Genomic DNA, 18,581 nt, shown 5'->3' with positions numbered 1-18,581 from the left:
GGCCGCCCGGCATACGAGAGCCGCGGCCTGGCGGCCGCGGCTGTTGCATGCCGGGCGGCCTGCCCGGATCCGCTCAGCGGATGTCCGTGAGTGCGACGACCGCGAGGACCCCGTCGACAGCGATGTCGGCGGGGTCCTCGTCGTCGTGGAACAGGACCGCGTCGAGCCGGCCGAGGCGGACGGGCTCCCGGTGCAGGGCCGCGGTGCCTTCGAGAACGATCGCGAGGACACGGGTCCAGGGCGCGGGGCGCAGCACCGTGGAGCGCCGTTCGACGGACACGGCCGCCTTCACCTCGGTGCGCCGCACCATGACGTTGAAGTCGACGATGGGGCCGTCGAGCAGCCGGCAGTCGGTGGTGGCGTCGCCGGAGAAGGCGAGGGGCGTGCAGCGGGTGTCCAGGACGTGCTCCGCACCGTCGACGGTGAGGGCCATGCCCGGTCCCTCGACGACGGCGATGATCCGGTCGACGCCCTCGAACACGGAGAAGGGGCCGCTGCTCGCGACGTCGGCGACGCTGATCCGCCATGTGAAGTCGTCGGTGCCGGCGCCCTGGGGGTGGGCCATGACCTCGGTGGTGATGCCACCGCCGTTCTTCCACGGTGCGGGGGTCCGCTCGTGTGCGCGCAGGATCTGAGGTGCCATGAGGGGGTGTTGTTCCTTCCGGGTCCGGTCGGTCGGTCAATGGGTCGGTCGGTCGCTCGGTGGGTCGGTCGGTCGCTCGGTGGGTCGGTCGGTCGGTCGGGAAAACGCGAGCTCCTCCCCCGCTGCCCGGGGCTGCGGAGGAGGAGGTGCGTGGGACAGGGAGAGCGTTCAGCGCTCGGCGGTGTGGCGTGCTTCGAGGGCGGCCTCGGTGAAGACCCGGTATCCGGCAGCCGGGTCGTATCCGTGGATCTCGCGGGTGTCGAGGGCGGCCATGTAGGTCAGGACATCCTTGCTGACGACCTGTCCGGGGACGAGCACGGGGAAGCCGGGCGGGTACGGGGTGACGAACGTGGCCGAGACGACCGTGCGGCCCCGCGCCATGGCGTCGGAGATGTCGTCCGTCGAGAGGTGCTCGCACTCGGTGTCGTCGTAGGCGAGGAAGAACGCGGAGCGCATGTCGCCCTCGGGGGTGCGCGGGCTCGGCCGGAACGCCGGGTGGAACGCGCTGAAGTCGGGCAGGGCGGCGGCGCCCGCGTCGAGTCCGGTGACGGCGCCGCGGTGCGCGGCCCGGTCGTGCGGACTCATCTCGCCGATGCGTTCCTCCAGGTCCTCGGCGATGCGCACGAGCACCTCGATGAGGTAGGCGACGGAGCTGCGGGTGGTGCCGATGTTCGTCATGAACAGCAGCGTGTTGCGGGTCGTCTTGTTGACCTGGACGCCGTACCGGTCCATCAGGAGGTCGTGCTTGAAGGTGTCGCCGTCGATGCCGGTGAGCCCGATGTGCAGGGTGGCGCGGGTGGGGTCGAGGACGAACTCCTCCTCCGCCCAGGCCCGTTCCATCCGGGCGAGGCCGGTGCGCAAGGGCTGTTCGATGCCGGAGGAGCGGAAGCGGTGCGGGATGAGTTCCGGCGTGGTGAGGATGCGCAGGTAGCGGCTGAGCAGCGGGTGCTGGGCGACCGCGTCGCGGAGCACGCCGGCCTGTTCGAGCTGCTTCTGCACGAGGGCGAAGCCTTCGAGGACGGCCTGTCGGCGGCCGAGGTCCATCGAGGCGAGGATCTGGTAGTTGGGCGACGTCGAGGTGTGCGTCATGTACGCCTCGTGGAACGTCTCCGCGACCTTGTGGCGGAAGTCCTGGTCGAAGACGTGGACCACGGAGCCCTGGCGCATCGAGGTGAGCGTCTTGTGCGTGGACTGCGTGGCGTAGACGCGGACACGGACCTTTTCCGGGTCGGGCATCAGCCGGCCGGTGACGAGGGTCTCGTCGTCGGGGTCGTCGCCGAGGCTCGCGCGGTGGGCCGCGTAGGTGTCGGCGTACTCGGGGTCGCGGTAGCGGTCGGTGAGGGTGCGGGCCGCGGCCATGGCGGTGCGCTGGCGGTAGACGGGGTGGAAGCGGGCGAAGGCGAACCATGCCTCGTCCCACAGGAACGCCAGGTCCGGCTTGAGGGCCAGGCACTCCTCCATCACGCGTGACGGGTTGTAGACGATCCCGTCGAAGGTGCAGTTGGTGAGCATGAGGAGCTTGACGCGGTGCAGGACGCCCTCGTGCTTGAGCATCAGCAGCTTCCGCTTGATCTCCTCCACCGGCACGGCCCCGTACATGCCGTACTCGTCCAGGGGATAGGCGTCGAGGTAGACGACATGGGCGCCGGCGAGGACGAGTCCGTAGTGGTGGGACTTGTGGCAGTTGCGGTCCACGAGCACGATGTCGCCGGGGCGTACGAGCGCCTGCACGACGATCTTGTTGGCGGTGGAGGTGCCGTTGGTGACGAAGTAGGTCTGGCGGGCGCCGAAGGCCTCGGCGGCCAGGTCCTGGGCCTCGCGCAGCGGGCCGGTGGGGGCGAGCAGGGAGTCCAGGCCGCCGGAGGTGGCGGAGGTCTCGGCAAGGAAGATGTTCAGGCCGTAGAAGTCGGCGATCTCCGGGATCCAGGGCGAGTTGAGCACCGAGGCGCCGCGGGACACGGGCAGGGCGTGGAAGACGCCGGTGGGCTTGCGGCTGTGGGCGCGCAGGGCGGTGAAGAACGGGGCGCGGTGGCGTTCGCTGATGCCGTACAGGATCGACAGATGCAGTTCGAGGAGGCCTTCGCGGGCGTGGAAGACGCGCCGGAAACGGCGGCTGAGGCGGCCCGCGGTGGACTCGACGGCCCGTTCGGACACGAGGTAGAGGTCGAGCTCGGGGCGCAGGGCGAGGAGTCGGTCGCCCAGGGCGCGGATCTGCTCGCCGCTGTCCCCGGGTGTGGCGGCGTGGGCGTCGGCGGCTTCGTCGAAGAACCGGCGGACGACGCTCAGGTCGTGGCGGGAGCGGTCGGCGAACCGGTCGCGGATGACGACGGCCTGGAGGCTGGAGTTGACGAGGGACGTGATGACCGCGTCCTCGAAGCTCGGGGCGACGACGATCTCGTAGGCGAACTCGTCGTCGGGGCGGCGCAGTCGGCGCAGTTCGGCGCGCAGCGCCTGTTCCTCGGCGGCGTCCAGGTCTCCGACGACGAGGACCTCGAAGTACGGGGTGGAGGGCGCGGGCTGGGGGTGCGCGGTGTCCGTCGTCTCGTCGGGTGCGGCGCTCGGCGTGGCGGCGGTGTGCGGGGCGGTGCCGCGGTGCCGGTCTCCGGCGAGGGCTCGGTCCAGCTCGTCGGTGCGCTGGGCGAGTTGCCGGTACTCGCCCTGGTCGTACAGCCTGCGCAGCTCCTTCAGGGCGGCTGTGCCGGGGAAGGCCCAGCAGTGCTCGATGGGTGTCAGGAGGCGGATGAGTTCCTGGATGCGCGCGGTGGTGTCCCGGCGGCCGTCCACGCCGTGTGCGGCGAGGCGGTGGGTGAGATCCGTCAGTGAACTCCAGGCGTCGGCGCGCAGTTGCCCGACGCTGTTGTGCACCGTGGCGGTCGGCAGGTCATTCACCGGGGAACGGCTCCTTCTGAGGGCTGCCCGGCCCGCCGCGGACAGGGAGGGCCGGGGTGGCGAGGGGGTGTTCTGCCGATCGGGCCGCGAGCCCGGCCTGATCGGCAGGACACCCCTGGGCGTGCGCGGCAGCGGCCTGCCGCACCTTCCGGGTCCCCGCGGGGACCCGGAAGGTGTGAGGGACTGCGTCCCGGTCAGACCAGGGCGCCGGTCACGGACTCGGCGGCGGCCAGGGCGCGGCCGGAGGCCACGTACTGGACGGCCTCCTCGATCTCGGGGGCGAGCCAGCGGTCGGTGCCGGGGCCCTCGACGGTCTCGCGCAGTCCGTCGCGCACCGCGGCCGTGGCCGGGGCGGGGGTCAGCGGGGCGCGCAGATCGAGGGCGCGGGCGGCGGTGTAGAGCTCGACGGCGAGGACGCGGCCGAGGCCGTCGATGGCGCGGCGCAGCTTGCGGGCGGCCGACCAGCCCATGGACACGTGGTCCTCCTGCATGGCGCTGGAGGGGATCGAGTCGACGGAGGCCGGGGTGGCGAGCCGCTTGAGCTCGGAGACGATCGCGGCCTGCGTGTACTGGGCGATCATGTGGCCGGAGTCGACGCCCGGGTCGTCGGCGAGGAAGGCGTTCAGGCCGCGGTTGCGGGCCGGGTCGAGGAACCGGTCGGTGCGGCGCTCGGAGATCGAGGCGACGTCGGCGACGGTGATGGCAAGGAAGTCGAGCACGGCGGCGACGGGGGCGCCGTGGAAGTTGCCGTTGCTCTCGACGCGGCCGTCGAGGGTGACGACCGGGTTGTCGACGGCGCTGGCGAGCTCGCGGGAGGCGACGAGTTCGGCGTGGCCGAGGGTGTCACGGGCGGTGCCGTGGACCTGCGGGGTGCAGCGCAGCGAGTAGGCGTCCTGGACGTAGGTGCAGTCCGGGCCCGCGTGGCTGGCGATGATCGCCGAGTCGGCGAGCAGGGAGCGCAGGTTGCCCGCGCTGTCGCTCTGGCCGGGGTGCGGGCGCATGGCCTGCAGGTCGGCGGCGAACACGGCGTCGGTGCCGAGCTGGCCCTCGACGCTCATGGCGGCGGCGATGTCGGCGGTGCGCAGCAGGCGGCGCAGGTCGTGGGCGGCGAGGACGAGCATGCCGAGCATGCCGTCGGTGCCGTTGATGAGGGCGAGGCCCTCCTTCTCCTCCAGGACGACCGGGGTGATGCCGGCCTCGGCGAGGGCCTCGGCGGCGGGCTTGCGCTCGCCGCCGGCGGTGCGGACGACGCCCTCGCCCATGACGGCGAGCGCGCAGTGCGCGAGGGGGGCCAGGTCGCCGGAGCAGCCGAGCGAGCCGTACTCGTGGACGACCGGGGTGATGCCCGCGTTCAGGAGCGCGGCGTATGCCTCGGCGGTCTCGGTGCGGACGCCGGTGCGCCCGGTGGCGAGGGTGGACAGGCGCAGCAGCATCAGGGCCCGTACGACCTCGCGCTCGACCTCGGGGCCGGAGCCCGCGGCGTGCGAGCGCACGAGGCTGCGCTGGAGCTGGGCGCGCAGCTCGGTGGGGATGTGGCGGGTGGCCAGGGCACCGAAGCCGGTGGAGACGCCGTAGTGGGGCTTGGCGTCGTCGGCGAGGGCCTTGATGACCTCGCGACTGCGGGCGATCTCCTGGAGCGCCTCGGGGGCGAGGGCCACCTGGGCACCGTGACGGGCAACGGACACAACTTCGTCGGCGGAAAGGGCACCGACACCAACAACAACGGTCATGTCCCAATGAAGCCGCAGGTGGGCAGGGGTTCGCGAGTCATGCGGCCCGGCTTGTGTCTGGGATCCAAGACATTACATCTGGGATCCCAGACACATAGTTTGCGACGTCTCTGGTCTACTCTCGCCCCATGAGCATCGTCCCTGCCGCCGCTCAGGCGCTGGCCGTCCTGCGCTATCTGGCCCGCCAGGCCGCACCCGTCCCCGCGGCCGCCATCAGCCGTGACGTGGGGCTGGCGCGCTCGACGACGTACCACCTGCTCGACACCCTCGCGGCGGACGGCTTCGTGGTCCATCTGCCGGAGGAGAGGCGCTACGGGCTCGGGGTCAGCGCCTTCGAGCTGGCCTCCGGCTACGAGCGCCAGGCGCCGTTCCAGCGGCTCGCGCGGGCTCCGCTCGCCTCGCTGGTGGACCGCACCGGGCACAACGCGAACCTCGCCGTCCTGCACGGCCGTGAGGTCATCTACGTCATCGAGGAACGCGCCCCGGGCCGCCCGCCCCTGGTCAGCGAGGTCGGCGTCCGGCTGCCGGCCCATCTGACGGCGAGCGGCCGGGCCGTGCTCGCCCTGCTGCCGCCCGCGCAGGTGCGGGCGATCTTCCCCGACCGGTCGGCGTTCGTGCAGCGGCACGGCGCGGGTCCTGCGACGCTGACGGCGCTGCGCGCCCTGCTGGCCCAGGCGCGGCACCTCGGGTACGCGACGGAGGAGGGCGAGGTGACGCCGGGCCTCTCCTCGGTCGCCGCGCCGGTCCTGGACCATCACGCGCGTCCGATCGCCGGGGTCGCGGTCACCTACCCCGACGAGGCGGTCGACCAGGCGGAGCGGCAGCGGATCGCGGGGCACGTGGCGCAGACGGCACGGGAACTGACCCGCCGGGTGGGCGGCGCGACCTCCGCCCCTTCCGCTTAAGGGCTGTCCCGTAATCCCTGGTGGATCAGCGTGCGGCGTCGGACGCGGTGCATCGCAAGGCGGAGGGACGCCCGAATACTGGACGTATTCGGGCGTTCCGACAACGCGGCGAGGTGCCGTGGCCGTCGTCGCACGCCCATCAGGGATTACGGGACAGCCCTTAGGGGGCCGGTCCCGCCACCCCGTACCCTCGGGTCGGCAGGAAATCAGATTGCAGGGTCGGACGGCGTGTCATCGGGTGGCGTACGCGGAACCGGCCGCACCCCGAGCAGGAAAGCGACGATGACCGATCCGTCCGAGCAGGCGAGGGAATCCGGAGCGGGCGAACGGCTCCCGGCGGCGACGATACGCGTGTTCATCGCACTCGCCCCGCCCGACGAGGCGAAGGACGAGCTGGCGCGGGCGCTGGGCCCCACGTACGAGGCGTATCCGCGCATGCGGTGGAACCGCATCGAGGACTGGCACATCACGCTGGCGTTCCTCGGAGAGCTCCCCGTCACGGCGGTCCCCCTGCTGCGGCCGCCCCTCGCGCACCTGGCAGCGACGCGCCCCCCGCTGGAACTGGCACTGCGCGGCAGCGGGCACTTCGACGAGCGGGTGCTGTGGAGCGGGATCGACGGGGACCTGGAAGGGCTGCGCCTGCTCGCCACCGCGGTGCGCGCCGCGGTCGAGGAGTGCGGTGTCCCCTTCGCGGGCCGGCCGCTGCGCCCCCACCTCACCCTGGCCCGCGCCCGCCGCGACGACCTGTCGTGCGCGGTGGCGGCCGCCGGCCTGTCCGGGTTCACCGGCCGGCCGTGGCGGGCGGCGCGCCTGCATCTGGTCGGCAGCAACATCGGCCGCGGTCCCGGGGCGATCCACTACCGCGACATCACCTCGTGGAGATTCGACGGGGCCTGACGGCGGTGAGCGGTCGCCGGAACCTGAGGAGGCCCGGGGTGCCGCCGCGATGTCAGGGGCCCTGGATGCGCCGGAAGGGCTGCTCCGCCTCCAGTGCGAACGCGGCCTCCAGCAGCGTCCGTTCGCTGCCGGGGCGGCCGGAGAGCATGACGCCGACGGGCAGTCCGTCCTCGGTCGCGCTCGGCGTGGGCACCGAGATCGACGGTGTGCCGACCACGTTGTCGATGGGTGTGAACGCGACGTACGCGAGGATCCGCTCGATCAGCGTCGGGTAGGCAACGGTGGGGCTGAGGTGGCCGATCCGGGGCGCGGGGTGGGCGAGTACCGGGGAAAGGATGAGGTCGAGCCCGCGGAACGCCGCCGCGTACGCCTCCTTCGTACGCCTGAGCCTGCGCAGCACGCCCGGAGTGCGCCGCCAGTTCTGGAGGTACGTCTCCCGCAGCCCTCGGCTGAGGCCGTCCATGCGGTGCCGGTCGAAGTCGGCCCCGAAGCTCCGGCCCGTGGAACCGATGAGGAACGACAGCAGGCCCCAGTAGGTGAGGAAGTCGTCGGTGAAGCGGGCGTCCAGGTCCAGCTCCACCGGCTCCACGGTGTGGCCGAGCCGTTCGAGCGTGGCCACGGTCGCCGTGACGGCCGCCCGGGTGGCAGCGTCGGCGTGGACACCGTTCGGCGAGTCCAGCAGGAAGCCGATGCGCAGCCGCCGCCCGGAGGGACCTTCGACCAGGCCCAGGGGCGGCAGCCCGGGGTTGCGCCAGTACTTCTCGGCGGCGGCGAGAAACGCGGCGGTGTCCCGGACCGAACGGGTGACGACGCCGTCGGCGACGATGTCGAGCGGCAGTCGACGGCTCTCGGCGTTCGCCACGACCCGTCCGCGGGTCGGTTTCAGACCGACGAGACCGCAGCAGGCGGCGGGGATCCGGATCGAGCCGCCGCCGTCGTTGGCGTGCGCGATCGGCACCGCCCCGGCGGCGACGAGCGCCGCACTGCCGCCCGACGAACCACCCGCCGAGTGCTCGGTGTTCCACGGGTTGCGAACGGGCTCGGCGTCCTCGAATTCCGTGGTCGGGCTGAACCCGAACTCGGGCAGCCGGGTCTTGCCCAGCACCGTGACGCCACTGCTCAGGAACTGCCGGACGACCGGCGCGTGCCGTCGCGCGGGCCTCGGGGTGAAGGCCGCGCTGCCGTGGCCGGTGGGGAGCCCCAGGTAGTCGGTGTTGTCCTTGACGAAGGTCGGCACCCCGGCGAAGGCACCGCCCGCGCGGGTGGCGGCCGCCGGGACGTCGACGGGCGTCCGGACCGCGTTGAGCCGTGCCTCGACCGTCCGTACCCGTTCCGCCGCGTCCCTGGCGACCTCGGCGGCGCCGACCTCGCCCCGCCGGATCGCCGCGGCCAGACCGACGGCGTCATGCTCTCCCAGGGCGTCGTCCCGGAAGGCGTGCACCCTGGTCCGTTCCTCGAAAGTGGTCATCGCTGCCTCAGCCCCCGCCGTGTGGATGGTTTTCCCCATCATTCCTTACCGCCGAGTAACACGCGAGGCCGCGTCACGGGCCGGTCAGCCGGGCATGTTCCGCTGTGGCTCCTCTCCCCCACCGGTGCGCAGTTCGGCGGCGAAGTCCGCGAACCAGGCCAGCATGTCGGGCCGGGTCACGGCGCCTTCCGTGCTGACGTCGGTGACGCGTGCGCCCTGGAGAATGTGTTTGACCGGGACCTCCAGCTTCTTTCCCGTGAGGGTGCGGGGCACCGCCTCGACGGGGACGATGATGTCCGGCACATGGCGGGGCGACAGGCTCTGCCGGATCGCGCCGACGATCTCGCCGCGCAGGCCGTCGTCGAATCGCTCCCCTTCCGCCGGCACGACGAACAGAGGCATGCAGTAGCTTCCGTCCGGCAGTTCGGCGCCGACGACGAGGCTGTCCGCGATCCGCGGGAGCTGTTCGACGACGGCGTAGAGATCGGCCGATCCCATCCGCACCCCCATCCGGTTGAGCGTGGCGTCGGAGCGTCCGGCCACCACGACCGAGAGGTCGGTGTCGACGGTGACCCAGTCGCCGTGCCGCCACACGCCCGGATAGACGTCGAAGTAGCTGCTCCGGTATCGCTCGTCGCCGGGGTCGTCGACGAAGAACAGCGGCATCGACGGCATCGGCGCCGTCACCACCAGTTCGCCCTGCTGCCCGGTACGCGGCTGCCCGTCGGCGTCCCAGGACGCGAGGGCCACGCCCAGGGCTGGCCCCGAGATCCGGCCCGTGCGCACCGGCAGCAGCGGGGAGCCGCCGGCGAGGACCGAGCAGATGTCGGTGCCGCCGCAGATCGACTGGAGGCGGGCGTCAGGGGCGAGCCGGTCGTGGACCCAGCGCCAGGTGCTGTCGGGCATCGCCGAACCGGTCTGCTGGATGGACCGCACCGCGCGGAGGTCCGTGTCGGCCGCCGGGTGGGCGCCCGCCTTCTCCCCCGCGATCAGGTAGGCGGCGCCGACACCGACGACCGTCGCGCCGGTACGTTCGGCGATCCGCCAGACCCCGTTCACGTCGGGGTGGGTGGGGCTTCCGTCGTACAGGACGAGCGTGGCCCCGTGCAGCAGGCCCGCGACCATGAGGTTCCACACCATCCAGCTGGTGGAGGTGTGGAAGAGGAAGCGGTCCCGCGCCCGCAGGTCGGCACCAAGTCCGAGGGCCTTGAGCAGTTCCACGACGATGCCGCCGTGACCGTGCACGATGCCCTTCGGTACGCCGGTGGTGCCCGAGGACCACAGGATCCACAGCGGGTGGTCGAACGGGACGTCGGCGAAGGCCGGTCGGGCCCGCCGGCCGGCCAGTTCGGCCCACCTGTGCTGTGTCACGTCCGGCCGCCGGGACCATGCCGGACCACTCTCGCAGGTGTGGAGACGGTCGACGACGACGAGGTGGCGGACCGTGGGCAGACCGTCCAGGAGCTCGGCGGTGTGCGGGCGCCGGTCGTGGTCCCGGCCCGCGTAGCGGTAGCCGTCCGCGGCCACCAGAACCGTCGGCCGCGCCTGGCGCAGCCGGGCGAGCACGCTCGGCGTTCCGAAGTCCGGCGAGCACACCGTCCAGGTCGCGCCGACGGCGGCGGTGGCCAGGAGGGCCACCACGGCCTGCGGGATGTTCGGCAGGTACCCGGCGACGCAGTCGCCGGGGCCCACGCCCATCTCGCGCAGAGCCGCGGCCAGGCCGGCCACTTCGCCGCCGAGCCGGTCCCACGAGATCTCCGCCGGGTCCCCCGTCTCGGACACGGCGACGAGTGCGGGGCGTTCGTCGGTGGCGTGGGCGAGGCACTGCCGGGCAAAGTTGAGGCGTGCTCCGGTGAACCAGTTCGCGCCGGGCATGGTCGCGTCGGCGAGCACCTCGTCGTAGTCGCTGACGGCGTCCAGCCCGTAGTACTCCCACACCGCCGACCAGAAACCGGGGAGGTCGGCGGTGCTCCACCGCCACAGCTCGGCGTAGTCGGTGAACGAGAGGCCGCGCTCCTGGGCCAGCCATCGCAGGAAGTCGGCGAGGCCGGATTCGTGCGCGCTCACGCGGGCACCCCGGTGTCCCGGCCCGTGCCGCAGCCGAAGGTGCGGAGCAGCTCCAGTGCCTGCGGCCATTGCCCGTAGCCCGACGCGGGGTTGAGATGTCCGACCGGGCCGATGTCCACCAGGCGGCTGCCCCAGGCACGGGCCAGTTCGGCGACCCGGTCGAAGCGGGCCAGGGGATCGTTCGTGCTCGCCGCGACGACGCCGGGGAACGGCAGGGGCGTACGGGGGACCGGCAGCCAGCCGTTCTCCCGCAGGGTCGCGGGGTCGGGGTGGCCGTCGGGCAGCGGGGTGTCGAAGTCCGGTGGTGTCGCGAGCAGCGCGCCGCGCACCGGGTGGCGGTGCCGGGCCGCCCAGTGCACGGTGGTGAGCACTCCGGCGCTGTGCGCGACGAGCACCACCGGCCCTTCGATCCGGGACAGTGTGTCGTTCAGGGCCGCCACCCGGGCGTCGCGAGCGAGCCCGGCGTCCGTCGGAGGCGGCACGGTCACGGCACCGGGGATCTTGGCGGTGAGCAGCGTCTGCCAGTGGTCGGGGACGTGGCCGCGCAGTCCGGGCACCAGCACGACCGTGGGGTCGGGAGTGGGATTCATGTCGGGAGTTCCGATCTTCTGAGGGCCCAGGCCGAGAGCGAGACCAGACCCTTGTCGTAATGGCGTCTGCCGAGGGCGAAGGCCAGGCCCGCCACCAGCGAGACGAGCGGGATGACCTGGAGTGCGGCGTGCAGGCCCATGCGGTCGGCGAGCATGCCGGTCACCGCGGGGCCCGGTGCCAGGCCCAGCAGACTGTTGGCAAGGGTGAGCGTGGCCATGGCCGTCGCCGCGACGGCGGTCGGGGTCAGGCTCACCACCATGGAGGCGGCAGGTCCCGCGGTGGCGTTGGACAGCAGCGTGCCGATGCCGACGAGGACGAGTTGTGGTGCGCCGGGCGGAAGTTGGAAGCCTGCCGTGAGCAGGGTCAGCGATCCGAGACTGCAGACGACGGCGACGGTCCACTTGAGCCGGGGCCTTCCGCGTCCGAGCCGGTCGCAGACCATGCCGCCGCCGATCATGCCGATCCCGGTGATCAGCGCGAAGACGCCGGCGGCGAGCCCGGCCTTGCCCGGCGCCAGGCCGTAGGAGCGATCGAGGAAGCTGGGCATCCAGGCCAGCAGCGCCATCGCGATGAACATCTGCAGTCCGCTGCCGACATAGGCGCACAGCACGGAGACGGAGGAGAACAGCCTCGGCAGGAGCGCCCGCACCGGCCCCCCGGTGTCCGGCGCTCCGCCGGGTCCGACGTCGGCCGCCGCCAGTTTCCGCTCCTTCACGACGACGCCGTAGACAGCCGCCAGGACCAGTCCGAACAGGCCCATGACGGCGAACGTCCAGCGCCAGCCCAGGTGTTGGGCCACGACTCCGCCGATCGACACTCCGAGTACGGATCCGAAGGCGCCGCCCGCGATGAACGCGCCGGAGAGGGTGGCCCGCAGTCCCGCCGGGAACACGCTCAGCACCACCGCGATGCCGACGCTCCCGTACGCCGCCTCACCCACGCCGACCATGAAGCGGCCCAGGAACATCTGTCCGTAGCTCGCCGAGACGGCGCAGCCCAGGGTCGCCAGGCTCCACACCACCGCGGCCAGGACCAGGCTCCTGACCCGGCCCCATCGGTCGGCGAGCAGCGACAGCGGGAAGGTCAGCAGTCCGACCATCAGGGCCACGATTCCGCTCAGGGAGCCCAACTGGGCGTCGGAGAGCAGCCATTCGGCCTTCAGCAGCGGGAACACCGCGTTCAGGACCTGCCGCGACATGTAGTCGGAGAGCAGCAGTCCGAAGCTGAGGGCGAACACCAACCACGCGTAGCGGCGGGTCATCGGCTCAACAGGGCCGGTCACCGGCGACCCCGGCGCGCTCCATCTTGCGGACGCCCGGCCAGTAGTCCTGGACGGCGTAGTGCTGGGTGGAGCGGTTGTCCCAGATGGCCACGCTGTTGGTGGTCCAGCGCCAGCGGACCTGGTACTCGGGGATCGCCGCCTGGCTGATCAGGTAGTTCAGCAGCAGGTTGGCGCCGGGGGCGTGATCCTGGCCGAACCGTACGTTCTCGGGGGTGTGGTGGTTGACGAAATGGGTGGTGAAGGCGTTGACGAAGAGGATCTTCTCGCCGGTCTCCGGGTGGGTGCGGACCACCGGGTGCTCCGGGTCCGGATAGCGGGCCTTCAACTGGTGGCGCTGTTCCATCGGCATGACCGCGCCGAAGCTCGCCTCGATGCTGTGCCGGGCGCGCAGGCCCGCGATCTGTGTGCGGATGTGTTCGGGGAGCCTGCGGTACGCCTCGGCCATGTTCACCCAGATCGTGTCGCCGCCCACCTCGGGCGTCTCGACGCAGCGCAGCACAGCTCCCATCGGCGGCCGGTCGCGCCAGGTCGCGTCGCAGTGCAGGGCGTTCTCGTAGTGCTCGGGCTTGCTGTCCAGGTCCTTGTAGATGCGGACGAGGCCCGGGTGGTCCGGATCGCTGCCGAGGACCGGGTGGTCCTCCAGCGGGCCGAGGCGGGAGGCGAAGGCGACGTGCTCGGCGCGGGTCATGTCCTGGTCGCGCAGGAACAACACCTTGTGCCGGAGCAGGAGCTGTTTGATCTCGGCGTGGAGGCCGGCGTCGTGGGCGGCTTCGCTGAGCTGGACGCCGTGCAGTTCGGCGCCGATGGTGCAGGTCAGCGGTTCGACCTGGATCCGCGTGCGGGTGGAGCTCTGCGTCATTGCACTCTCCTGTGGCGGTCGGGAGGAACGAGGGGGTCAGGGAATGAGGACGGACGAACCCGTGGTGCGGCCCGCTTCCAGGGCCCGGTGCGCCGCCACCGCGTCGCCGAGGGCGTAGCGCTGGTTGACCCGGATCGCGATCCGGCCGGCGGCGACGTGGCCGAAGAGCTCGTCGGCCAGAGCGTCTCGTTCGGCCGGCTCGGCGATGTAGTCGGCCAGGGCGGGGCGGGTCACGAACAGCGAGCCGTGGACGGCGAGTTGCATCGCGTCGAGCGGCGGCACGCCGGACGCCGTGCCGAAGCAGACCAGCAGGCCGCGGCGGCTGAGCGAGGCCATGGACCCGGCGACGGTGTCCTTGCCGATGCTGTCGAGGACGAGGGGCACGCCTGCCCCGCCGGTCAGTTCCCGCACCCGCTCGGCGACGTCCTCCCGGCGGTACAGGACGGTGTGGTCGCAACCATGGGCACGGGCGAGTTCGGCCTTCGCCTCCGTGGAGACCGTACCGATCACGGTGAGGCCGAGCAGCTTCGCCCACTGGCAGATGATCAGGCCGACCCCGCCCGCGGCGGCGTGCAGCAGGATCGTGTCGCCGGGCTGCAGGGGATGGATCCGGCGCAGCAGGTAGGCGGCGGTGAGGCCGCGCATGGTCATCGCGGCGGCGCTCTCGCAGCCGATGGAGTCGGGCAGCCGGATCAGCGGGTCGGCGGGCATGATCCGTTCGGTGCTGTAGGCGCCGAGCGGGCTGCCGGTGTACGTGACGCGGTCGCCCTCGGCGACGTGGGTGACGCCCGCGCCGACGGCCTCGACGATGCCGGCGCCCTCGACACCGAGACCGGCGGGCAGCGGTGCCGGGTAGAGGCCGGTGCGGAAGTAGGTGTCGGCGAAGTTGAGGCCGATGGCCTCGTGCCGGAGGCGGACCTGTCCGGGGCCCGGGTCGCCGACGGTGACCTGTTCCAGCCGCAGGACGTCGGGGCCGCCGGTCTCGTGGAAGCGGATGGCGTGTGCCATGGGAGGCTCTCTTCGTTCGGCGGTGGTCAGCGGGTCGTCTCGCGGAGCATGAACCCGCGCTGACCGGGGCGCCGGTTGGGCACCATGCCGAGCCGTGCCAGGGTCTGGTCGGTGTCGCCGTAGTACTCTCCGATGCGGTAGATCTCCTTGGCCTCCGCGCCGTTCGCGATGTCGCGGCCGAGCGCCTCGGAGATCCGCACCATCTGCTCGACCTGCCGGACGGAGCTCATCCGCTCGCCCTTGCGCGCCCACAGGTTGTCCTCGTTGCCCACGCGGACGTGCACGCCGAGGGCGATGGCGATGGCGTTCATGGGGGCGACGGCGCGCATCGAGGACTCGATGGTGAGGACGGCGCCGTCGGGGACACGGCGGACGAACTCGATCAGGTCGGCGGGGTGGCGACCGGCGAACCCGCCGCCGATGGCGACGTAGTTGAGCACCAGCGGGCCCGTGTACACGCCGCTGCGGATGAGGCGCTCGACGGTCTCCAGCTGTGCCATGGTGGCGAGTTGGAAGTGCGGCTGGATGTCGTTGGCGTGCAGGCGCTTGAGGTGTTCCAGGTAGAAGTCGGGACCGGCCTCGACGACCATGTCGCGATAGGCCTTGTAGTAGTCGGGCTTGGCGATGGAGGTGCCGGCCAGGTCGTCGTCCGTCATGATCTCGACGATGTTCATCTGGCTGGTGTTGATGGCGATCGTCACCTGGTCGGGGCGCGGGGTGAGCTCCGCCAGCAGGTGGCGGGTGTCGTAGCTCAGCCATTTCGCGTCGGCGCCCTCGCCCTCGGGGGCGAACGAGATGGATCCTCCGATCTGCAGGACCATGTCCGGAACGGCCTCGCGCAGCCGGCCGAGCAGTTCGTTGAACATGGACATGCGCTTGGAGCCGTGGCCGTCCAGTTCACGTACGTGGATGTGGAGCACGGTGGCGCCGGCGTTGTAGCAGTCGACGGCGGCCTGTACGTGTTCGTCCATGGTCAGGGGGAGGTCGTCGGCGTCGCCGGGGAGCCACTCCGGGCCGTAGGGTGCGGCCTGGATGACCAGCTTCTCCTGGTTCTCGGGCAGCAGGGAGTCGTCGAGGAAGTGCATGGGTCATCTCCTGGTACGCGGACGCGGCGGGCGGATGGCCGTGGGGCACCATCCGGACCAACTGGGGTTGTTCACAAGGCCGTTGCTCGAAGGAGCTGCGGTGTCCCTTGCGGTACCGCCACGTTAAGAGCGGGTTACGCGCCGCGCTTCACCCGAGGTGACAGGAGACTTGTCACTTGGGGACAGGACTGGTGCCCGCCCGGCGGGTGCGCCATTCGCGGGCGCTGGTGCCGAACTGGTCGCGGAACCAGCGGGAGAAGGCGCTGGGGGCGGAGAAGCCCAGCAAGCCCGAGATCTCCGTCAGGGAGCGGCGCGGGTTCGCCACCAGTTGCTCGGCCAGCTGTGTGCGGGTGGCGTTGACGAGCGAGGAGAACGTCTCGCCGGACGCCGCCAGATGCCGGTGGACGGTCCTGCGGTCGACGCCGAGGCTGCCGGCGACCTGTTCGATCGAGCAGCGTCCGGTCGGCAGCAGGACCTCGATCAGCTCGCGCACCCGGTCCAGCTCCGTGGTTTCCGAGACCACCGCGATGGACTCGAAATACTGGCGGGCATAGCCACGCAGGAGGGGATCCGACATCGAATTCGGGGTGTCGAGATCGGAGGCGTAGAGAACGAGTCCGTTGAATTCCTGGTCGAATTCCACCACCGGCCCGAAGTGGCGACGGTGCGCCGCGACGTCGCTAGGGGGTCCGTGGGTGAAACATACGGACACCGGCCGCCAGCGGGCGCCGAGGAACACCTGCAGGAATCCGTGGAAGGCGCCGACGGCCAGCTCGACGGCCTGCCGTGCCCGGCGCACCTCGCCGAGCTCCAGACTCACCTTGACGGTGGCGAGCCCGTTCGCCTCGGTGAGCCGGCTGCGCAGCATCTCGTTGTACATGCGCTCGTGGCGGACCAGGAGCCGGATGACGCTGCGGACATCGGGTTCCTCGCGCAGGACGAGGCTGATGGGCCCGAGGTTCGAGAAGCGGCGGCGCTCGGCGAGAAGCAGGCCGAACTCGTCGCGGCCGGCGGCCGCGGCGGAGAGTTCGAGGAGCTCGGTGACGGCGATGCCGGAGATCCACCGGTCCTGGACGGCGAGCCCGACCGGGTCGAGACCCACCCGCTTCATCAGGGAGCGGGGGTCGATGCCGAGGGACTGGCTGAGCTCTATGTAGTTGCTCAGTGCTGCGTTGCGGACCAGTGGCTTCATCAGGGCACTCCAAGGCTCTGTTCCGGTCGGGGCGCTCAGGGCTCTGTCCCCAACTGATAAGCGATCTGTCCCGTCAGGTCAAGCGATGCGTCGGGCCTTGACCTAGCGTGGCACTACCGCGGGGCCCTCAAAGAATTCCTGCATGAAAACCTTGGCAAATTCTCGGCCCGCCGAAAAGAACTGGTTCTCGGCTCGAATTCGGCGACGAAATCATGATTCTCCCTCGGTGCAGCTGAATGCACGGCCAGGAGGGGAGAAGAAGCGTGGCGGGCGGGCCGGACTCCGGGGCGAGGCGCACTCCCCCGACGGTGGCCGCGGCAAAGTCGCGCCGCGATGTGATCACCCCGCAACCTCCGACGACAAGGAAGCCGCATGACCGACCTGTTCGCACTCCTGGCCCGGTCCGTCCGGTCCCACGCCGACCGGACGGCCGTGCGGCAGGGCGGAACCCTGCTCACGTACGCGCAGCTCGACGACATGACAGCCAGGTTCTCCGCGCTCCTGCGCACCGAGGGGCTGCGGACGGGCGACCGCGTGGCGGTGGCCCTGCCCAACGTCATCCACTTCCCGGTCGTGTACTACGGCATCCTGCGCGCGGGTGGTGTGGTGGTGCCGATGAATCCGCTGCTGAAGTGCGGCGAGATGGCTTTCGTGCTCCGTGACTGCGGTGCCCGTCTGGTGGTGGCCGCTCCTGCCTGTGCGGACGAGGCCGCACAGGCGGCGGAGCGGGCCGGCGCGGAGTGCCTGGTCGCGGATCCGGCGGTGTTCGACGCGCTGCTGCGCTCGGTCCCGCCGATGCCCGGGGCGGTCCGCCGGGCCGACGACGACACCGCGGTGATTCTGTACACGTCCGGCACCACGGGGACTCCGAAGGGTGCGGAACTGACGCACCGCAACCTGGTGAGCAACGCGCTGACGACGGCGCGGACACTGCTGCGCGTGGGGCCGGACGACGTCCTGTTCGGGGGCCTTCCGCTGTTCCACGCGTTCGGGCAGACCTGCGCCCTCAACACCTCGGTCGCTGCGGGCTGTTGCCTGACCCTGCTGCCCCGTTTCGACGCGGGCGGGGCTCTGGAGGCAATGCGCCGGGACGAGGTGACCGTCTTCCTGGGAGTGCCCACGATGTACAACGCGCTCCTCCAGAACGGCGTCGGGCAGCCCCTGCCGCGGCTGCGCCTGGCGGTCTCGGGCGGCGCCTCGCTGCCCGTCGAGCTGCTGCATGCCACCGAGCGGGAACTGGGCGTCACCGTGCTGGAGGGCTACGGCCTCTCGGAGACGTCCCCGGTGGCCTGCTTCAACCCGCCGGACAGACCCCGCAAGCCCGGCTCCATCGGGGTTCCCGTGCAAGGGGTCGAATTGCGGCTCGTCGCCGACGACGGTTCACCGGTCGGCCCCGGCGAGGTCGGCGAACTGGCGATCCGGGGCACGAATGTCATGAAGGGGTACTGGAACCGGCCGGACGCCACCGCACGTGCCTTCCGCGACGGGTGGTTCCACAGCGGCGATCTCGCCCGTGTCGACGAGGACGGCTACTACTTCGTCGTCGACCGCAAGAAGGACCTGGTCATCCGCGGCGGCTACAACGTGTACCCGCGGGAGATCGAGGAGGTCCTGTACCGGCACCCGGACGTCCTGGAGGCCGCGGTGGTCGGCGTTCCCGACCCCGCGCACGGTGAGGAGGTCGCCGCCGTGGTGGTCCTGCGGCCCGGCGCCGACCCGGCGCCGGACGAACTGCGCGACTACGTCAGACAGCGGGTGGCGGCCTACAAGTACCCGCGGATCGTGCGGTTCACCGACGCCCTGCCAAAGGGAGCAACCGGCAAGATACTCAAACGGGACATCGTGGTCGCTCCGCCGGAGGCCCTGGACGCCTGACCAGCGCGGCTGTTCGACGGCAGGACCCACCCCCTGCGGAGCCGGCTCGGGGGGGCGGGGTCGGTGTGCGACGCGGTGTTCACGCAGGGG

At 71.5% G+C, this 18,581-nt stretch carries 14 protein-coding genes; 3 read left to right on the top strand and 11 right to left on the bottom strand.

Going from position 1 to position 18,581, the window contains the following annotated elements:
- Positions 1–73: 73 nt before the first annotated feature.
- From ACFYY1_RS27895 to hutH, 3 genes are all read right to left on the bottom strand, one after another.
- Positions 74–643, bottom strand: coding sequence for a HutD family protein (locus tag ACFYY1_RS27895; protein WP_388590510.1), 570 nt, complete (start codon positions 641–643; stop codon positions 74–76).
- A 168-nt stretch (positions 644–811) separates the two neighbouring features.
- Positions 812–3,532: an aminotransferase class I/II-fold pyridoxal phosphate-dependent enzyme gene (locus ACFYY1_RS27890; RefSeq protein ID WP_388590508.1), complete on the bottom strand. Its 2,721-nt coding sequence runs from the start codon at positions 3,530–3,532 to the stop codon at positions 812–814.
- Between the two features lie 194 nt (positions 3,533–3,726).
- Positions 3,727–5,262 carry a histidine ammonia-lyase gene (gene hutH, locus ACFYY1_RS27885; RefSeq protein WP_388590506.1) on the bottom strand — a complete coding sequence of 512 codons (1,536 nt, stop codon included), beginning with the start codon at positions 5,260–5,262 and terminating at the stop codon, positions 3,727–3,729.
- 128 nt (positions 5,263–5,390) lie between these two features.
- On the opposite strand from hutH, the gene ACFYY1_RS27880 reads away from it, so the two are divergent.
- Entirely contained in the window at positions 5,391–6,167 is a 777-nt protein-coding gene (locus tag ACFYY1_RS27880) for an IclR family transcriptional regulator (protein ID WP_388590504.1), read from the top strand.
- Between the two features lie 282 nt (positions 6,168–6,449).
- Positions 6,450–7,064: an RNA 2',3'-cyclic phosphodiesterase gene (gene thpR / locus ACFYY1_RS27875; RefSeq protein WP_388590503.1), complete on the top strand. Its 615-nt coding sequence runs from the start codon at positions 6,450–6,452 to the stop codon at positions 7,062–7,064.
- Positions 7,065–7,116: 52 nt separating this feature from the next.
- Here the strand turns inward: thpR and ACFYY1_RS27870 are convergent, their stop codons facing one another.
- The 8 genes from ACFYY1_RS27870 to ACFYY1_RS27835 all read right to left on the bottom strand — a co-directional run bounded on the left by ACFYY1_RS27870 (position 7,117) and on the right by ACFYY1_RS27835 (position 16,616).
- Positions 7,117–8,532 carry an amidase gene (locus ACFYY1_RS27870; RefSeq protein WP_388590501.1) on the bottom strand — a complete coding sequence of 472 codons (1,416 nt, stop codon included), beginning with the start codon at positions 8,530–8,532 and terminating at the stop codon, positions 7,117–7,119.
- An 84-nt stretch (positions 8,533–8,616) separates the two neighbouring features.
- A complete protein-coding gene (locus ACFYY1_RS27865) occupies positions 8,617–10,599 on the bottom strand; it encodes an acetoacetate--CoA ligase (RefSeq protein ID WP_388590499.1) in 1,983 nt (660 codons plus the stop codon).
- Positions 10,596–11,189, bottom strand: a complete 594-nt coding sequence (locus ACFYY1_RS27860; RefSeq protein WP_388590497.1) for an RBBP9/YdeN family alpha/beta hydrolase — start codon at positions 11,187–11,189, stop codon at positions 10,596–10,598. The genes ACFYY1_RS27865 and ACFYY1_RS27860 overlap by 4 nt, the downstream gene beginning before the upstream one ends.
- On the bottom strand, positions 11,186–12,472 hold the full coding sequence (locus ACFYY1_RS27855; RefSeq protein ID WP_388590495.1) for an MFS transporter: 1,287 nt from the start codon (positions 12,470–12,472) through the stop codon (positions 11,186–11,188). The genes ACFYY1_RS27860 and ACFYY1_RS27855 overlap by 4 nt, the downstream gene beginning before the upstream one ends.
- On the bottom strand, positions 12,456–13,331 hold the full coding sequence (locus ACFYY1_RS27850; RefSeq protein WP_388590493.1) for a TauD/TfdA dioxygenase family protein: 876 nt from the start codon (positions 13,329–13,331) through the stop codon (positions 12,456–12,458). The genes ACFYY1_RS27855 and ACFYY1_RS27850 overlap by 17 nt, the downstream gene beginning before the upstream one ends.
- A gap of 36 nt (positions 13,332–13,367) precedes the next feature.
- Positions 13,368–14,339 (bottom strand): quinone oxidoreductase family protein, encoded by a 972-nt coding sequence (locus tag ACFYY1_RS27845; RefSeq protein WP_388590492.1) that lies wholly within the window; start codon positions 14,337–14,339, stop codon positions 13,368–13,370.
- A 26-nt stretch (positions 14,340–14,365) separates the two neighbouring features.
- On the bottom strand, positions 14,366–15,424 hold the full coding sequence (locus ACFYY1_RS27840) for a 3-keto-5-aminohexanoate cleavage protein (protein WP_388590491.1): 1,059 nt from the start codon (positions 15,422–15,424) through the stop codon (positions 14,366–14,368).
- Between the two features lie 172 nt (positions 15,425–15,596).
- A complete protein-coding gene (locus ACFYY1_RS27835; RefSeq protein WP_388590489.1) occupies positions 15,597–16,616 on the bottom strand; it encodes an AraC family transcriptional regulator in 1,020 nt (339 codons plus the stop codon).
- A 372-nt stretch (positions 16,617–16,988) separates the two neighbouring features.
- Between ACFYY1_RS27835 and ACFYY1_RS27830 the strand changes: the two genes are divergently transcribed.
- On the top strand, positions 16,989–18,491 hold the full coding sequence (locus ACFYY1_RS27830) for a long-chain fatty acid--CoA ligase (protein ID WP_388590487.1): 1,503 nt from the start codon (positions 16,989–16,991) through the stop codon (positions 18,489–18,491).
- The last annotated feature ends 90 nt before the right edge of the window (positions 18,492–18,581 follow it).

It is taken from the genome of Streptomyces sp. NPDC001890, assembly GCF_042891445.1.
In the GTDB taxonomy this organism is placed as follows: Bacteria; Actinomycetota; Actinomycetes; order Streptomycetales; family Streptomycetaceae; genus Streptomyces.
This window is presented reverse-complemented; position numbering and strand designations above follow the sequence as displayed.

Bases quoted from the DNA above. Each gene is read 5' to 3' on its own strand.
- thpR (WP_388590503.1), top strand. From the start codon at position 6,450: ATGACCGATCCGTCCGAGCAGGCGAGGGAATCCGGAGCGGGCGAACGG.
- hutH (WP_388590506.1), bottom strand. From the start codon at position 5,262: ATGACCGTTGTTGTTGGTGTCGGTGCCCTTTCCGCCGACGAAGTTGTG.
- ACFYY1_RS27850 (WP_388590493.1), bottom strand. From the start codon at position 13,331: ATGACGCAGAGCTCCACCCGCACGCGGATCCAGGTCGAACCGCTGACC.
- ACFYY1_RS27870 (WP_388590501.1), bottom strand. From the start codon at position 8,532: ATGACCACTTTCGAGGAACGGACCAGGGTGCACGCCTTCCGGGACGAC.
- ACFYY1_RS27880 (WP_388590504.1), top strand. From the start codon at position 5,391: ATGAGCATCGTCCCTGCCGCCGCTCAGGCGCTGGCCGTCCTGCGCTAT.
- ACFYY1_RS27835 (WP_388590489.1), bottom strand. From the start codon at position 16,616: ATGAAGCCACTGGTCCGCAACGCAGCACTGAGCAACTACATAGAGCTC.
- ACFYY1_RS27860 (WP_388590497.1), bottom strand. From the start codon at position 11,189: ATGAATCCCACTCCCGACCCCACGGTCGTGCTGGTGCCCGGACTGCGC.
- ACFYY1_RS27840 (WP_388590491.1), bottom strand. From the start codon at position 15,424: ATGCACTTCCTCGACGACTCCCTGCTGCCCGAGAACCAGGAGAAGCTG.
- ACFYY1_RS27895 (WP_388590510.1), bottom strand. From the start codon at position 643: ATGGCACCTCAGATCCTGCGCGCACACGAGCGGACCCCCGCACCGTGG.
- ACFYY1_RS27830 (WP_388590487.1), top strand. From the start codon at position 16,989: ATGACCGACCTGTTCGCACTCCTGGCCCGGTCCGTCCGGTCCCACGCC.
- ACFYY1_RS27845 (WP_388590492.1), bottom strand. From the start codon at position 14,339: ATGGCACACGCCATCCGCTTCCACGAGACCGGCGGCCCCGACGTCCTG.